Below are 15921 nucleotides of genomic sequence, written 5' to 3' on the forward strand. Positions count from 1 at the left end.
TTAGGGTTTAACTTCTTTTTTTTCTTTACATCCAAAAGACAAGAATGAGAGTTCTGAACAATTAACTAATTAATGCTTATAGAAATGAAAAAAATACTTTTGGGATTTGCTTTGACTTTAGCGACTTTGTCGTTTGCTCAGCAATATCCAAATAACGGATATGGAAATGACGGATACGGAGATAATGACGGATATTACTCTGATCAGGATGATCAAAACTATTTCCCGGACGATTATTACTACAATTATCCTCAGGATTATTATCCTCAAGATTATTATCAGAGTCAGTACAGCGATTATAGAAATAGTATAGTCAATATCAATTGGAATGTTTTCTTCCAGCAAAATAGATTAAACCGTTGGCAAATTGATCAGATTTTATATTTGAACAACCTGTACTCAAGCTTTTCCGGATGGAATAATTTTTACAGATATAACCCAGACAGATGGTATTATGACAGATTCTATGCCATGGAAAGAATTTTAGGACCAAGAGTGTTTGTTGTTTTCCAAAACAATTATTATCACAGACAAAGTCCGATTGTTTATTTCCAAAACTATAGAAGAACATATTATTCGCCGAGGTTTAGGGTAATGCCAAGATACAGAAATGTAAATATTAATGTTTACAGAGTAGACAGAAACAGTTTCAGAAGAAATGATAACCCTACTTTGAATGTAGTTAGAAATTCAGGATTCAGAAATGGAAATAACAATAATTCCGGTGGATTTAGAAATCAAAATAATGCAGTGAGAGGAAATAATGGAAATAGTGGTGGTTTCAGAAATTCTGATAATGGAGTTCGAGGTAATAACGGCGTAAGAGGTAATAACGGAAATGGTGGAATGAGAGGAAACGAAAATGCCGGCGGTGGATTTAGAAATAATAATAGATCCGAAGCGAGTACACCGAGAGCTGCTGAACCGAGAAGGTCTGAAAATAATGGTACAAGAGGAAACGGAGGATTCAGATCTCAGCAAAGAGGCGAAAGTGCCAGCCCTAGACAAAATAGCACACCAAGACAACAAAACAGTGGAGGTGAAGGAAGAAGTTCAGGTGGCTTCAGAAACAGCTTAGTTAGAAATTAGTTTTCATATATTATATTTGAGTGGTGTGGAGATTGGGTTTTATTACCTAATCTCCTTTTATTTAATATAAATTATAAAAATATTAATATTAAAATTTAACATTATTTATGAATTTAGCATTTAACTTTACTTAAAAATGCATATCAAATAGATATAACAAAACAATTAATTAATTTAAAACAAAATGAAAAAATTAGTATTAGCAATAGCGTTTATCGGAATGGGAAGTTTTGCAATGGCTCAACAGGTTCCTCAGGATAAAAAAATAAACAGAGAGGAAATGAAGCAGAAGATGCAGCAAAAAGAGCAGGAAAGAATGGCTGAAATGCAGAAAGAGCTGAATTTAAATCAAAGTCAAATTGCTCAAATCAAAGGTCTTCATGAAAAAAGAAAAGCTGAAATGAAGAATGACTTCGAAAAAAATAAAGAGCAGAGACAAGCGAGAATGGAACAGATGAAGGCAAAAAGACAGCAGATGGATAATGATATGAAAAAGATTCTTTCGCCGGAACAATATGATAAATGGCAAGCCGGAAAAAAAGCAAAAATGGAAGAAAGAAGAGCGATGATGAAAGAAAAAGGTTTTAAGGGTGACAGAAAAATAAGACATGGTTTGAAACCAGCACCTCAAGCCCAAGTAAACTGATAGTTTATAATTTTGATTTTTTAATGTTATGAGGGTGGAAGCAATTCCATCCTTTTTTGTATTCAATCTAAATCTAAATTTGGCTGAAAACTTTTCAATTCGCCTTATAATGCGTAATTTTGAGTATAAATTTTTATTATGGTAAGCGAAAAAATAGCACAGTTAATAAACGAACAAATAGCTCACGAGCAATATGCTGCTCAATATTATCTTTCAATGTCTGCATGGTTTTCTGCAAAAGATCTTGATGGAATTGCCAATTACTTCAGAGTTCAATGTAAAGAAGAATTGATGCACGCAGATAAAATGTTTGATTTTCTAAACGATGTAGGAGGTCAAATCATCATTGGTGAAATTGCAAAACCACCTTATGAATTTAATGATGCAGTTGATATTTTTGAAAAAGCTCTTGAGCACGAGAAAAAAGTAACAAAAAGTATTTTTAACATCGTAAAAAATGCAAATGATGAGGGAGATTTTGCTACAACTTCTTTCTTACAATGGTTCATTAACGAGCAAGTGGAAGAGGAAGCGAGTGCATCACAGTACGTGACCAAAATTAAGATGGTTTGTGATAATCCATCAGCATTGTATCTTTTTGATCAGGAGCTGGCACAGAGAGTTTTTGTACCAGATACGAAGGCTTAATTTATTTAGGAATATAAACAAGTATCGGGGGGCCCCAAACAGCCCCCCCAAAAATTTAAGGTTAAATTTAAAAAAGGTTTAAAAAAAAATACTATGTTTTATTTTTTTTTTTAATAAAAACTTTTAGGGGCGCCACAAATGGTCCCCCCGATACTTTGTAAGGTAATTTGGAAATCAGGTTACAAATAAATCAACTGCGTCTTCAAAACTTTCATTCCCAAACTCTCCAGTACAGCTTTATACGTTTCAATCTGTTTTTCATTCTTTTCAGATTCTTGTCCGGTTTTAAAATCTACAATAATACAACCTTTGTCGCCTTTTAAAATACGGTCTGGACGGTAAATTTTACTGATTCCTCTTTCGGAAATCATGATGTCTTTTTCGTTAATCACTTCCCATTTTTCATCAAAAAACTCAGAATGTTTTGTAATAATTTCTTTTAAAGCGAGGTGAATTTCTTCCTTTTCCTTTAAAGTAATCTGACCTTCCAAAGTGTAAGCTTCTAATACTTTCTCGATGTCTTTTTCAGTATTTATTTTAGATAATAATTCGTGGACAAAAATTCCGGTTCGCACTTTTTTATTTCTTTCCTGGTAGGTTTTCGAAGGTGTCGCAATTTTGATAGAAGTGCTTTTTTCGTGCTTGCTACTCAGATTCTCTATGTCTTTGGTTTTGTAAGATGAAGTTTTGTGTTTGGTGTGTTTTACCAGCATTTCAGGTTTTGTTTCATACAAATCAAACTCATCGAGATTTTCAGAATTCTTTGATTGAATAAATTCTAAAATCTCCAGATTATTCGAGGTTTTATTGGCTTTCTGAAGATAAAAGAAAAGCTGTTCCACTGGTCTTGTTGTCGCAACATATTGCAGGCAAAGTCGGTCAACGAAATTTTTGTAGGAATTAATTTTGTTAAATTTTTCAATTTCCGGATCGTAGGCTTCGAGATTTTTATTAAACTGATTAATGTTCACTGACTTCAGGGCTTCATCGCCGTCGGTATCAAACCAATTATTAAACTGACTGTCAGAGTTTTTGTTTTCCAAAGGAATAAAAACCACCGGAAATTCCAGACCTTTCGCTTTGTGAATCGTCATAATCTGAATGGCGTCAATGTTTTCAGAAGCCTGAATGGTGTGTTTTGAGGCTTCTTCATCCCAGTATTTCAAAAATTCTTTAGTACTTGCACCTGCATTTTGAGTGAAATTGAAAAGCATTTCCAGAAAATTTAAAAGAAAATCAGTTTCCTTGTTCTCAACCGCAAATTCGTTGATGTAGTATTCAACAAAATTGTAGAGATTAAATTTTGGGAAGTTATCCTGTTTCAGTTTTAAAGCATATTTATTTTGAATAAATTCTAAAATTTCTTCGTGAGTATTGATAGCTAGAATCTCTTTGATATCTAAACTGAAATCAGCCATCGTAATTCTGCCCAAACGGTTCAGATAAAACATCAGCATGATCAAATGAGGTTTGTTTTTAGGATTAGTTTCCCATCTCAAAAACTGAATGACCGCCTGCAGAGTATTCGATAATTCTAAGGTCAAACCTTTGTCGGAAATAGTTTTGATATTCGTTTCTTCACCTCTGTAGTTTACTTTTAAATTACCTAATTTCTGAGAATAACTGAAAATATCAAAGTTACCACGGCAGAGAATCGTGATGTCTGAAAATCTAAATCCGTTATCGAGACATTCCTGAATATCTTTCTGCATTTTGTAGGAAACATCATTGTAAAAATCTTCTTTCGTAAGGTTTTCAATTAAATTAACTTTTACACGACCGTCAATTTTAGATTTTGAATTTTGCTCAGCATCAATTCCAAAAATATTTTTATGTTCTTCTTCTAAATCGATTGAGTGAAATTGATAAAGCTCATTATTAAACTGAACAATATTCTTCGCACTTCGCCAATTGTCTTTTAAAACTAATAATTCAGCTTCTTTAGGAGAAATTTCTTTTTTATTGATAATATCAAGCATGAGCTTACTCTCGCCACCTCTGAAACGGTAAATACTCTGCTTCGGATCGCCAACCAAAGTGAAAGAAGTGTTTTCTGTCGAAACACTGTGATCTCTCAACGGCATGAAATTCTGCCACTGCAGTTCTGATGTATCCTGAAATTCATCAAAGAAATAATGCTGAAACTGCGAACCTACTTTTTCATAAATAAAAGCTGAAGGTTCATTCTTTAAGTTTTCGTTGATAAGAATGTTGAATTTTGAAAGCAGGACCAAATCATTTTCATCTTCAATTTTTTTCAACTCATCTTGGATGTCTTTATTAACTTTCAAAGGAAGCAAAGCCGACAGAATCTTCTCCTTTTTCTGAGTTTCAATAAATAAAAGAATCAGCTGCATTCTGTTTTCCAAAAGCTGCTCGAGAATTTCAAAAATCTCGGACTCTTTATGTTTTGATTTTGCTGCCGCTCCTTTTTGAATATTGTTTAAAGCACTTTCTTCATTTGTCGGAAAAGGAAATCCGGGTCTTTTTTTGCTATAGAAATCTATAATTTTAGTAAAAAATCCGCCAATCCCATTTTTGCCTTGAGAAAAATCTTCAACTTCAATATTTTTTGATTTAAAAAGTTCGATAGACTGTGTTGCAATTTCTACTGAACGTTTTTTATTGGTGACAATTTCTTTTCGAAGCGTATTTTTAATGTCTTCATATTTGCTATCATCAAAACTCTTGTTGCTTTTAAGGTGCTCGTAATGAATGTCTTTTACAAACTCTTTCGCAGAATCGTAAAGGTTTTTATTTAAATTAATTCGCTCGTTATTTTCAAGACTGTAATCCACATAATCCATAAATGAATTTGAGATACTATCGTTTTCGCCAATCTGGTCGAGCATTTTATCGACGGCTTCAATCAAAAAAGGTTCTGCGTCAATTTCAAGATTAAAATTTTGAGCTAAGCCTAATTCATAAGAAAAGCTTCGGACCAACCGAGAGTTGAAACGGTCAATAGTCCCGATATTTAATGTTGAATAATTATGAAGAACGTAATCGAGCAATTTTTTTGATCTGAAATGAAGTTCATCAATCGTAATTTTTATGCCTTCACTTTCAAAAGCGGTCTGAATATTTTTTAAATCTGCATTATCAGCATAATTGTCTGCGGTAAAATTTCCCAACCACGACAAAATTCTTTCTTTCATCTCATTCGCTGCTTTGTTGGTGAACGTCAACGCCAAAATATTGCGAATAGAATGCTGCTGATTGGGATATCGCAGACAAATCATCAGAAGCCGCTGCACGAGTGCATAGGTTTTCCCGGAGCCAGCAGAGGCATTGATGACCGTGTAAGAATTGTTCATGTTTTGCAGAGATTGAGTCTGCAATTTAATTAAAATATAAATGAAATTTTAACAATTAAAGATTGGTTTTTAACAGTTTCAAAAAGAAAAATTCAAAAAATAATACTAAAAGCGTTAACGGTGGTTAAACTTCTGAAATTCAACAAAAATTACTTTAGTTTTGCCCTATAAAACAATAATCTGTGAAATTAAAATTACTCTTTATTCTATCCTTATTTTTCTTTGTCAGCATCAATGCTCAGGAATATATTTTTGGGAAGGTAATTTCTGAAGAAAATATAGAAATGCCTGACGTTACGGTTATCAACATAAGAACAGATGAACGCGTGGAAACCAATCGAGACGGACATTTTATGATCTCGGGAAGACAAGGCGATAATCTACGTTTCATCAAAATCGGTTACGACAGAGTCAATGCCAGTGTTACTAAAGAAAATATCGCTTCACCCATCAATATTAAGTTGACAAGATCTGCGCAACTGATTGATGAAGTTGAAATTAAAAAATCATTGACCGGCGATTTGAAAATTGATACGAAGACTTTAAATCCGCCAAGAAAGGTTGAGAAACTGAAGAAAGATCTAGCGATTTATATTAAGCAAAAATCTGACCCGAGAATTCTGGCTGCGAGACCCGGCGATTTTGTACAGCCAAAAGGACAAGGCTTTGCCATCGGGAAAGTGAAAGATAAATGGGACGATATCGATTTTATGAATTATTTGGTAAGTGCTTTGGGTTATGAGTATTTTAATGATTTAAAAATAGAAAATTCTCAGGTTCAGCATTTCATTGGCTATGTATTGGCAGGCGGTTTTGAACGGAGAAGTATTTTAAAGTACGGTTTTGTCAGCGATGCCGATTTGATGCGATTTCAGAGAGCTGTTTTAACGAGGATTTCTAATTATAAAGCTCCACTAACACAAAAATAGAAGGTGATGAAATCATATTTTTTAAAAATATTTTTTTTGATTCTTACATTCTTTTCACTTAGTAATCTGTTTTCACAACAGAAAATTTCAGGCAAAATCATCAGCGAAAATGATATGGTCATTACCAATGTTTTGGTGGTCAATATTTCTAATGATAAAAAAACGTATAGTGATGCTGCTGGAAATTTTGAAATTGAAGCTTCTTTAAATGACGAAATCAGATTTTCAAAAATAAGTTACGAGAGAGCTTCAAAACGTATTTTTGATTATAATTCCTCGTTAAATGTTGTTCTAATTAGAATTCCGGAAGAAATAAAAGAAGTTGAAATTTTAAATCTTACGGGAGATTTAAATAAAGATTCTAAAAGACTTTCCAAAGATGATAAAGTTGCAAGATTGCAAAAAGATATTGGTCTTCCAAGACCTCCTGAAGTCGCGAGAGAAAAAGCTCCTGAACTTTCAGATGCATTTGTAATTGGTTTTCCGGCGGCGGCGATTAATATTGATGCTTTGTACAAAGTAATCAGTGGAGATGCCCGAAGAATGAAGACTTTATATAAATATGAAGATTTACAAAGGCATTTGAAATGGGTGATAAGCAGGCTTGATGCGGAATATTTTGTGAGTTTGGGAATTCCCGAAGAGCGAATTAGAGAGTTTCTGGAGTTTGCTTTTCTCGAAAACCCAAGATCATTAGATTTTGTGAAGTCCAAGAATATTAACGGGACAATTTTCGAAATTGAAAAAGCAATTCCTAAGTTTAATGAAAGAGTGAAATCTCAAACAAAAAATATTGCCAAGTGAAAACTAGTTTTACCAAAAGTCTAATCATTGTTTTTTCTTTCATCGTTGCTCAAATATTCGGGCAAAAAAAAGTTTCCGGCAAAATTACGGACGATCAACAGTTGGGTTTAAATGCAGTTTTAGTTTTAAATGTTACTAAAAATATCCGTTCAGCAAGTGATGTTTCAGGAAATTTCACGATTGAATCTGATGAGAATGATGAACTGCGATTTATAAAAGAAAGCTATTACAGAACGGATAAAATCATCAAAAAAGAGAGTTTTTATACTACAATGAATGTGGTTCTTTTAAGAGTTGAAACGTTAATTCCCGAAGTGAAAATTGAGTACAAACCGAGTGGGAATCTAGAAAGAGACAATAAGCATATGAGTGATTCGAGGAAAGTAGCGAAGTTGAAATCCTCAATGGAAGAATATATAAAAGCTCCTATGTCGGTTCCAATTCCGAAGAATGAAGTTCCAAAAACATTTCAAGGTCATGATTTTAATGCAGGGCAGGTTAATGTAATTAAAGTGATCGGCGAAGCGGTACGTTTAATCAAAAAAGCATCGGCTCCCAAAATTACAGCACCAACTTTTGGTGAAACTCAGGATTTTTTAAGTAGAGTGAAAAAAGAAATCGACCTAACTTTTCTTACAAAATATGGTATGAATGAAGAAGGAATTGACCATTTTCTTTATTATGCTGAACGAGTAAATCATCTTTCAAAAAGATTCAGAAAAACCTTCAAACCTTTAGAAATAGAATATGAATTAAAAACTGCGTTTGTAGAATATTCTAAGCTGAATAAATTAAGCGGAGAATAGTAAAGCCAATCACAATTAATGATAAACAACATCATAAATTTCATCTTTCACTTCATCAAGATTTTCCGGACGATAGTTGGATAAAAGCCACAGCTGAAGTGGTTTTTTACCTTCACCATAACTTGGCTGAATATACATTTCGTCTATCAAATTGAAGCCATTTTTTTGGTAAAACGAAAAACGTCGTTTTGAATCTTCGTTCAAATGTTCAGGCTCGATTTCCAAGATAATTCTCGGATGATTTTTAAATAAATAATCGGTGATTTGCGAACCGAGTTTTTGATTTCTAAACTCCACAAAAACCTCAAAATGTTCTACGAACACATGATTCTTCAGTTCCCAAAGTACGAGATAACCAATGTTTTCAGATTCATGTAAAACAGAAATTACTTTCACTTGCGGGTGCTCAAACAAACGCACAAACTTGTACCAATCTCGTCTTTCATCTTCAGGGAAACTTGAAGCATAAGAGTCATAAATCTGCTGTACGCGGTAATCGTCAGGCGAAGTAATTTGTAAAAATTCCATTAATAGTTGTAATAATTTAATCGTTAACCTTTGATTTTATGACACTGATTTTAAAGCCACCAGCAAAAAGCCACCAGCAAAAAGCCAATTGACAATAGCAGTACACTATAAATCAAAAACACTAGGTCTTCTGGTGATGAAAATATCCTTAATCCAAAGCGTGAAAGCCAACCCGAGGTAGATTAAAAAGAAAAAACCTGCGGTCGCAAAAGTAGAGTAGATAAAGAAAACCCGCAATTTAGAAACGGGAATTCCCAATTTGGCGCCCATTCTTGTGAGTACCCCAAACCATTCTCTTTCCATCTTGTGACGAAGGTTATCAAACATGATTGCTTTCTTTTAAAATTTTAAATCCGATGCTGCAATTTAAGCAATTTTTTGGTGTGCAGTAATTTTTGTAATGATAAATCAGACTTTGCGTCTGCAGCGCATTTTTTATTTTTAGCCCTAAATTTTTCCAGCCATCAACAATTGAATTTTTCTCTGCCGAAAGTTCTTTGTAAAATGCCAGAGTTTCTTCCGCAATTTCTTCATTGTGATATTTGTGATACGTATACTTTAAAGGTAGAATGCTGTTGAGGATGATGAGCTCAATGAAGTCTTTAGTTAAAACTTTCGGTTGGCTAACAGTTGAAACTTTCCCGAAATTAAAATGATTGTCCCAATAATCAGAAGCCTTTACATCTTTAAATATATGCATCAATTCATCAGTGTTCTTAGCATTGATGATTTTTGAAAATAAATTTTGATGCAGATAATAAAGGTCTGCCAATTGCGATAAACGAAGGGTAGGAAAGTTGGGAGGCCGCAGTCTTAAAAATTTCGGACGAATAATCAGATCAGAAATATCAAATTTAGCTTTTAGGAAATCAAATTCTCTTTTCCAGATGTTCATTTGTTCATCGTCAGGTTTTTCAAGCCAGCCGGAAATCCCAAACAATAAAGCTTCGACTTGTTTTTTGTTCTGACGAATTTTATTGAAAACCGTGAAATTAATACTTTCAGCGATTTGTTTAAACAGATGCGCATTTACTTTCAACCCAAAAGAATAGGCGAGGCTGTGAAATAACACTGCTTCATAGTTGTTTTTATGAATTTCAAGATCTTTTTCAAGTTCGGCAGATTTCTCTTCAAGTTTCTGTAATAAACTTTCTTCATGAAAATGAACCGGAATTTTATAAGGGTTAAATAGATCTTCACAGGCAATAAACTGACTTTCTTTCAACAGTTTCTCATACTTTCCGAAAATACTTTCATCAATATGATTTCTCAATTCTAAGGTTGGAATATTCTTTTTACAGAGTTCTTCAATGTCTGCGTCATTTTGAAAGACAACATGTAGAATGATATTCTCGTAATTCGGGTCTTTAGAATGCTGGTGGAAAATCCAGTCGGAAGATCGTACGTGTAACTCTATATTTCCTGCTAATATGACGTTGTTGATCTTGATTTTAGCCATCAGAAAATCCGGTCCGGAATCTTTGTTCCACTTCCCAAAATCTACTATTTCAATAGGATTTCCGTCTAAATCTGTGAAGTTATAATGGGTGAATACTTTGAAATTCCAGAGATACTGTAATAATTTTTCGTTCATCGGTGGTGTTTTGTGTTGCCACTAATTTAAGAAAAATTTGAATTTGAAAAGTTGATTAAAATGAAATACGTGAAAATTATTTCTTCTCCGGAAACTTTAGTGAGCGTTCTAGAAAAGTTTAATTTCAAAAAAATCAGAGCAGCTTGCCCTGATTTTTATTTTATATTTTAATGAAGATTTAAACTTTTGCCGTTTCCTTCACAAAATTTGCAATCGTCGTTTTATACATTTCCTCGTAAATAGGAAGGATATTTTTTAGGTCAAATTTAATCGCCTGCTCCTTTGCGTTGATTTTCATTTGAGCTAATAATTCTTCGTTGCTGAGAAGTTTAATCGTGTAATTACTCATGGCTTCTACGTTTCCGATTTCCGCTAAAAATCCTGTCTCGCCCTGAATGTTTACTTCCGGAATTCCACCGGCATTTGAACTGATAACAGGCGTATATGCTGCCATCGCTTCCAAAGCTGCCAAACCAAAACTTTCCTGCTCGGAAGGAAGTAAGAACACGTCGGAAAGCTGTAAAATTCTGTACAGATCATTCACTTTACCTAAAAGACGAATCTTAGAAATTAATTCTGGATTTTCTTCTAAGAAAGAGTTTACTTTTTCCATATCTGGGCCTTCACCGATGATGATTAATTTAGATTTAACCTTCTTTTCAACGCTTTTAAATATTTGCAGTACTTCTTCCACACGCTTTACCGGTCTTAAGTTGGAAACGTGAATAAGAATTTTCTCGTCCGGACTCGCAAATTGAGTTCTCTGGCATTCATTCAATTCATCAAACTCAGAATTGTCGATGAAATTGGTGATGACCTGAATTTCTTTTTTAATATTAAAAAACTGCAGGGTATCTTTCTTCAGGCTTTCAGAAACGGAAGTAATCGCATCCGACTGATTGATAGAAAATTCTACCGCATGTTTGTAGCTTGGGTGTTGTCCAACCAACGTAATATCAGTCCCGTGAAGCGTTGTCACCAAAGGAATGTCGTTATTGTCTTCTTTCAGCATTTGCTTTGCCGTAAACGCCGCATAAGCGTAAGGAATCGCATAATGTGCATGAAGCAAATCTAGTTTATAAAGATTCACAACACGGTAGATCATCGAGCTCAACGCAATATCATAAGGCTGATACTGGAAAAGCGGATAGGTTTGAACATTGACTTTATGAAAGAAAATATTCGGATTGGTGATATCTAATCTTGCCGGAAGTGCCGAACTAATGAAGTGTACCTCATATCCTTTGTTGGCGAGAGACATCCCGAGTTCTGTTGCCACGATTCCGCTTCCGCCGTATGTTGGGTAGCAAAGTATGCCTATTTTCATCTGTATATTTTATTTTTTGGTTGTCAGATGGAACGCTTACAGCGTCTCATTAGTTTAATTTTATTTTGATGTGGTGAATTCTGTTGATTTTGAAAACTGTGGAGCTTCTAAAGTCATTCCCATTCCCGCTTTCAGTTGATCATTGACCAAAACCGGAAGTCTTCCTGAGATTTTTGTTTTTCCGTTGATGGCGTTTGCAGTTGCGGTCATCGAGTCGTCATTATTTTCATAAGATACCAAAACGGTTGAAAGTTTAGACAAATCAATGTCTTTTAAAGCATAAGCACTTCCGAAAACATTTAAAATCACATTTTGATTTTTAGCTAAATCTTCCAAAACCTTTTTAGATTCAGCTGAAATTTTATAAGGTTTGTACGCTGTCGAATTATCTTTATGGAAGCCAACAATCACTGTAGAATTTGCAGGAATTGTTTTTATTTCCGAAGCTTTTTTAATGATAACGGTTGAATTTAAATTGAGTTGATCTGCAAAAGTCTGATATGGAGCTTCCTCCAAAGGAACATAATAACAAGTGTTTTTGCAGTTCAGAGGGAGTAATTTTTTTTCGTCTTTTATTAAAGTTAAAGCATTTGCGTAAAGATTCTGAACCAATATTTTGTGAGAATCATTATTGATGTCTTGGTTAACGTTTTCAGGATTTTTTGGAGTGTATTGATTTAAGCCTAAAAAATATTTAGTCAGTAGAATTTTCTTTACACTTTCTTCCACTCTTGCCTGAGGAATTTCACCATTATCAATAGCTTTCTGAATGAGCTTTTTACCTTCAGCAACTCCTTGTGAGAAAAGCATGATGTCGTTTCCGGCTTTGAAAGCTAATGCATCTAATTCGCCTGGTTTATATTTGTTGGCAACTGCTCCCATATTTAAAGCATCTGTAATAATCAAACCTTTATATCCGAATTTCTCTTTTAATAAACCTGTAATAATATTTTTTGAAACTGAAGCCGGAATCCCTTTTCCTGATTCTAAGCTTGGAACGTAAAGATGTGCAACCATCACACCGCCAATTCCTTTATCCATCAAAGCTTTAAAAGGTGCTAATTCTATTGAGCTTAATCTTTCTAAATTGTGTGAAACCACCGGAAGATCAAGGTGTGAATCGGTATTCGTATCACCATGCCCCGGAAAATGCTTGATTGCTGCTAAAATATTATTGTCCTGCAAACCATTAGAGTAGGAGAGGGCGGATTGAGTAACATTAGAAACTTCTGAACCGAAGCTTCTGTTTCCGATAATCGGATTGTTGGGGTTGGTATTGACATCTACAACCGGAGCGAAATCCCAATTGATACCCATTCTTTTGCAGTCTTCAGCAATCTTGGCTGCCATCTGATAAATCAGATTTTTGTCCTGAATAGCTCCCAAAGTCATCGCCCAAGGAAATTTATGTGCCTTCGCAATTCTTTGGTATAGTCCCCATTCAGCATCCATCCCAATCATTAATGGGATTTTAGATTTTTGCTGAAATTCATTCACTAAGTTAATTTCTCTTGCTGCATCATCCTGCATCAGAATTAATCCTCCAATTTTATCATTGGTGACAATGTTTCTAACCTGATTGATGTGGTTTTCGTCTTTATTGGTGTAAAGAGCAACAATAAACAACTGTCCTAGCTTTTCGTCCTGAGAAAGCGAATTGTAGGTTTTGTCGACCCATTTCTGGGCTTTTTTTTGATCTTGCTGAGAAATGTTTTTCGGCTGATACTGAGCTGAAACTTGTGAATTGATAGACAGTAAAATGAAGAGTAATTGAAAAGCTACTTTGTTCATAATTTTTGAATAAGAACAAAAATACAACTAAAAAAAACAGCAGAAACAAAGTTTTTGAATTTTTTGGTATATGTTTTGATTGGGAGTAGTTACTAATAATATTAAATTTTATACAATGAGAAAATTTCTTCCAATTTTAACACTTGCTTTCGCTAGTTTACTAATATATAGTTGTGATAATAATGATGATGTAGTTGTTGATAATACACAACAATATGAGTACCCTGCAGTGAAAGATTTTACGGGAAATTTAAACTCCTCAAATAATTATACTTTATCCGTACCAATTGGCATTCCTGTAACTGATGTTGTTTTGGTATATAGAAATGTTGGTTCTGGTACAGGTGCTAACGCAGTTTGGCAATTAATTCCTAAAACATATTATCTAGATGACAATATAGCATTTCCTGCAGATAGAGAATTAGATTATAATTTCGATTTTACAACTGTAGATGTTGAGATTACTTCAAAAGCAAATTTTAATCAAGCTACTCAAATGACTGCAGCAGAAACTAATGCCTATTTAAATAATCAGATGTTCAGAGTTGTTATAATTCCAACAGTTGCAGGAAAGAATGCAAATACAGTTGATTACAATGACTATAACGCTGTTATTAAATATTATAACTTAAACGATACTAATGTACCGGTTTCAAAAGTAAATTAATAGGAAATATATCTTTTCAGTTTTTTATAATTAAAAAGCTCTGGAAGTAATTCCAGAGCTTTGCTTTTTTTTATCTAAATGTGAAATTGATTTAATCTTGTTCATCCAAAAGATGTCCGAAGTAGTCTTTCTTTGTCTGAAGATATCCACGGCTCGAATCGTTCGCTGGAATCTGTAAAGGAATTCTTGAATTGAGATTGATATTACTTTGTTCTACAAACTTCACTTTTTCAGGATTGTTTGTTAAAAGATTAATGTTTTTTACGTTGAGAATATTTAAAATATCAATAGCTACTGAGAAGTTTCTGTCATCAGCCGGTAATCCTAATTTTAAATTGGCTTCAACGGTATCGAAACCTTTTTCCTGAAGCGAATAAGCTTTCAGTTTATTGATGATGCCTATATTTCTTCCTTCCTGACGCAGATAAACAATAATTCCTCCGTTTTCGTGGGTGTACTTCATTGCTGCATCCAATTGCTGTCCGCATTCGCATTTTTGTGAGTGAAAAACTTCACCTGTGATACATTCAGAATGGAAACGTACATTGATAGGTTTTGAAAAATCTGTATGCTCGGCTATGATTGCCATATGAGGCATCCAATCACTTGATTCTTCCGAAAAAGCTATCATTCGGAAATTCCCATGATCTGTAGGGACGTTAGCTTCCGCCTGAATTTTAATCATTTAATTGTAAGTTATTTTTTACTGTTTATTGAGTCTTCAATAAAAGTAACATTGGTTTTTAATCTTACCAAATATCTGTTGAGAACTGCATCGTCATCTTTTGTAAGATAAGATCTGAGCTTCTGAATTTTTTTATAAGATTTTTCTAAACTTTTAAGGGTTTTGTTTTTTCCGGAAGTATTACCTGCGTCTATGGCGTATAAATAATTCTGTAAAGAATATTTCAACGTATTTATTTCCTCGTTCAATGCTGTATTCTTAAATTTTGGAAAAGTAGCAATCAGATTAGAAATTTCTGCAGCATTTACATTTTCGTTAATGTTGATAGAAAAACTACTGCTTGCTCCGGCCTCTGCTTCCGCTTTTTTTGCTTCACTGTAAAAACTGGTCGACAACGGAGAAACATTGGGCTTTTCTGTGGCGCAGGAAATAATAATTATTAATAGTAATCCGAAAAAATATAGTCGTTTCATTTTTGCTCCTTTTGATAAAGGATTGGGTTAAGACTTTCATCATTGTACATTTTCATTTGTTTGTACACTTTCATCTTAACATCACCGTTCTCAATATCAGTAAGCAATTGACTTATTGAAGTAGTTAAATCTTGTTTCTGGTCTAGAAGTACATCGAGTTTTGCCTTGCAATTTGCGCGATGTTCTTCAGAAGCCGATTCTCTATGAGCTTCCAACGACATATGATAAACTTTCAGCGAAAGAATAGATAGTCTGTCAACTGCCCATGCGGGAGTTTCAGTATTTATCTTTGCATCAGTTTTTGGAGTAATATTTTTGTATTTATCAAGAAACCAACTGTCTATGTACTCAACCAAATCTGTTCTCTTCTGATTAGAAGCGTCGATTGTTCTCTTAAGTTGAAGTGCATGCACGGGATCTATGTTTTCATCTCTGATAATATCTTCCAAATGCCATTGAACGGTATCAATCCAATTTTTAGCATACAAAATTCGTTCCAAACTATCAGTAGGATACGTATTATTAATAGGAGTTTCTATATTATCTAAAACATGGTAGTCTTCAATTGATGTATTGAAGATTTCCCAAGCGGTGTCAGTAAAATTCATTTTAACTGA

Annotated in this window: 16 protein-coding genes; 7 read left to right on the plus strand and 9 right to left on the minus strand. The window is 33.9% G+C overall.

What is annotated here, in order from left to right:
- Positions 1-84 precede the first annotated feature (84 nt).
- From MQX03_RS10470 to MQX03_RS10480, 3 genes are all read left to right on the plus strand, one after another.
- Entirely contained in the window at positions 85-1089 is a 1005-nt protein-coding gene (locus tag MQX03_RS10470) for a hypothetical protein (protein WP_242803009.1), read from the plus strand.
- Positions 1090-1273: 184 nt separating this feature from the next.
- Positions 1274-1735: a hypothetical protein gene (locus MQX03_RS10475; RefSeq protein WP_242803011.1), complete on the plus strand. Its 462-nt coding sequence runs from the start codon at positions 1274-1276 to the stop codon at positions 1733-1735.
- A 138-nt stretch (positions 1736-1873) separates the two neighbouring features.
- Complete coding sequence (locus MQX03_RS10480; protein ID WP_242803013.1) at positions 1874-2383, plus strand: ferritin; 510 nt, start codon at positions 1874-1876, stop codon at positions 2381-2383.
- A 179-nt stretch (positions 2384-2562) separates the two neighbouring features.
- Here the strand turns inward: MQX03_RS10480 and MQX03_RS10485 are convergent, their stop codons facing one another.
- A complete protein-coding gene (locus MQX03_RS10485; protein ID WP_262916934.1) occupies positions 2563-5724 on the minus strand; it encodes a UvrD-helicase domain-containing protein in 3162 nt (1053 codons plus the stop codon).
- A gap of 158 nt (positions 5725-5882) precedes the next feature.
- On the opposite strand from MQX03_RS10485, the gene MQX03_RS10490 reads away from it, so the two are divergent.
- From MQX03_RS10490 to MQX03_RS10500, 3 genes are read left to right on the plus strand one after another with little or no spacing between them, the layout of a single operon-like run.
- A complete protein-coding gene (locus MQX03_RS10490; protein ID WP_242803017.1) occupies positions 5883-6629 on the plus strand; it encodes a carboxypeptidase-like regulatory domain-containing protein in 747 nt (248 codons plus the stop codon).
- A gap of 6 nt (positions 6630-6635) precedes the next feature.
- Positions 6636-7433: a carboxypeptidase regulatory-like domain-containing protein gene (locus tag MQX03_RS10495; RefSeq protein ID WP_242803018.1), complete on the plus strand. Its 798-nt coding sequence runs from the start codon at positions 6636-6638 to the stop codon at positions 7431-7433.
- Positions 7430-8239: a hypothetical protein gene (locus tag MQX03_RS10500; protein ID WP_242803020.1), complete on the plus strand. Its 810-nt coding sequence runs from the start codon at positions 7430-7432 to the stop codon at positions 8237-8239. Before MQX03_RS10495 ends, MQX03_RS10500 begins: the two co-directional genes overlap by 4 nt.
- 15 nt (positions 8240-8254) lie before the next feature.
- Here the strand turns inward: MQX03_RS10500 and MQX03_RS10505 are convergent, their stop codons facing one another.
- The 5 genes from MQX03_RS10505 to MQX03_RS10525 all read right to left on the minus strand — a co-directional run bounded on the left by MQX03_RS10505 (position 8255) and on the right by MQX03_RS10525 (position 13479).
- Positions 8255-8767, minus strand: coding sequence for a GNAT family N-acetyltransferase (locus tag MQX03_RS10505; protein WP_242803022.1), 513 nt, complete (start codon positions 8765-8767; stop codon positions 8255-8257).
- A gap of 105 nt (positions 8768-8872) precedes the next feature.
- Entirely contained in the window at positions 8873-9094 is a 222-nt protein-coding gene (locus MQX03_RS10510; RefSeq protein WP_034678114.1) for a PspC family transcriptional regulator, read from the minus strand.
- A complete protein-coding gene (locus tag MQX03_RS10515) occupies positions 9087-10361 on the minus strand; it encodes a DUF2851 family protein (RefSeq protein ID WP_242803024.1) in 1275 nt (424 codons plus the stop codon). The genes MQX03_RS10510 and MQX03_RS10515 overlap by 8 nt, the downstream gene beginning before the upstream one ends.
- A 178-nt stretch (positions 10362-10539) precedes the next feature.
- On the minus strand, positions 10540-11688 hold the full coding sequence (gene bshA, locus MQX03_RS10520) for an N-acetyl-alpha-D-glucosaminyl L-malate synthase BshA (protein WP_129535045.1): 1149 nt from the start codon (positions 11686-11688) through the stop codon (positions 10540-10542).
- 60 nt (positions 11689-11748) lie between these two features.
- The gene (locus tag MQX03_RS10525; protein WP_242803026.1) at positions 11749-13479 is read right to left on the minus strand and encodes a glycoside hydrolase family 3 protein; all 1731 of its coding nucleotides are present in this window, start codon (positions 13477-13479) and stop codon (positions 11749-11751) included.
- Between the two features lie 115 nt (positions 13480-13594).
- Here MQX03_RS10525 and MQX03_RS10530 point away from each other — a divergent pair, with 115 nt between their 5' ends.
- A complete protein-coding gene (locus MQX03_RS10530) occupies positions 13595-14146 on the plus strand; it encodes a hypothetical protein (RefSeq protein ID WP_242803028.1) in 552 nt (183 codons plus the stop codon).
- 91 nt (positions 14147-14237) lie between these two features.
- Here the strand turns inward: MQX03_RS10530 and ribA are convergent, their stop codons facing one another.
- The 3 genes from ribA to MQX03_RS10545 are packed head-to-tail and all read right to left on the minus strand — an operon-like array spanning position 14238 to position 15912.
- On the minus strand, positions 14238-14831 hold the full coding sequence (ribA, locus tag MQX03_RS10535; protein WP_242803029.1) for a GTP cyclohydrolase II: 594 nt from the start codon (positions 14829-14831) through the stop codon (positions 14238-14240).
- An 11-nt stretch (positions 14832-14842) separates the two neighbouring features.
- Entirely contained in the window at positions 14843-15304 is a 462-nt protein-coding gene (locus MQX03_RS10540) for a hypothetical protein (RefSeq protein ID WP_242803031.1), read from the minus strand.
- Entirely contained in the window at positions 15301-15912 is a 612-nt protein-coding gene (locus MQX03_RS10545) for a DUF4254 domain-containing protein (RefSeq protein ID WP_242803033.1), read from the minus strand. The genes MQX03_RS10540 and MQX03_RS10545 overlap by 4 nt, the downstream gene beginning before the upstream one ends.
- Between the last annotated feature and the right edge of the window lie 9 nt (positions 15913-15921).

The sequence above is a fragment of the Chryseobacterium aahli genome, from assembly GCF_022699665.1.
Classification (GTDB): domain Bacteria; phylum Bacteroidota; class Bacteroidia; order Flavobacteriales; family Weeksellaceae; genus Chryseobacterium; species Chryseobacterium aahli.

Bases quoted from the DNA above. Each gene is read 5' to 3' on its own strand.
- MQX03_RS10470 (WP_242803009.1), top strand. From the start codon at position 85: ATGAAAAAAATACTTTTGGGATTTGCTTTGACTTTAGCGACTTTGTCG.
- MQX03_RS10475 (WP_242803011.1), top strand. From the start codon at position 1,274: ATGAAAAAATTAGTATTAGCAATAGCGTTTATCGGAATGGGAAGTTTT.
- MQX03_RS10480 (WP_242803013.1), top strand. From the start codon at position 1,874: ATGGTAAGCGAAAAAATAGCACAGTTAATAAACGAACAAATAGCTCAC.
- MQX03_RS10495 (WP_242803018.1), top strand. From the start codon at position 6,636: ATGAAATCATATTTTTTAAAAATATTTTTTTTGATTCTTACATTCTTT.
- MQX03_RS10505 (WP_242803022.1), bottom strand. From the start codon at position 8,767: ATGGAATTTTTACAAATTACTTCGCCTGACGATTACCGCGTACAGCAG.
- MQX03_RS10510 (WP_034678114.1), bottom strand. From the start codon at position 9,094: ATGTTTGATAACCTTCGTCACAAGATGGAAAGAGAATGGTTTGGGGTA.
- MQX03_RS10515 (WP_242803024.1), bottom strand. From the start codon at position 10,361: ATGAACGAAAAATTATTACAGTATCTCTGGAATTTCAAAGTATTCACC.
- bshA (WP_129535045.1), bottom strand. From the start codon at position 11,688: ATGAAAATAGGCATACTTTGCTACCCAACATACGGCGGAAGCGGAATC.
- MQX03_RS10525 (WP_242803026.1), bottom strand. From the start codon at position 13,479: ATGAACAAAGTAGCTTTTCAATTACTCTTCATTTTACTGTCTATCAAT.
- MQX03_RS10530 (WP_242803028.1), top strand. From the start codon at position 13,595: ATGAGAAAATTTCTTCCAATTTTAACACTTGCTTTCGCTAGTTTACTA.
- ribA (WP_242803029.1), bottom strand. From the start codon at position 14,831: ATGATTAAAATTCAGGCGGAAGCTAACGTCCCTACAGATCATGGGAAT.
- MQX03_RS10540 (WP_242803031.1), bottom strand. From the start codon at position 15,304: ATGAAACGACTATATTTTTTCGGATTACTATTAATAATTATTATTTCC.
- MQX03_RS10545 (WP_242803033.1), bottom strand. From the start codon at position 15,912: ATGAATTTTACTGACACCGCTTGGGAAATCTTCAATACATCAATTGAA.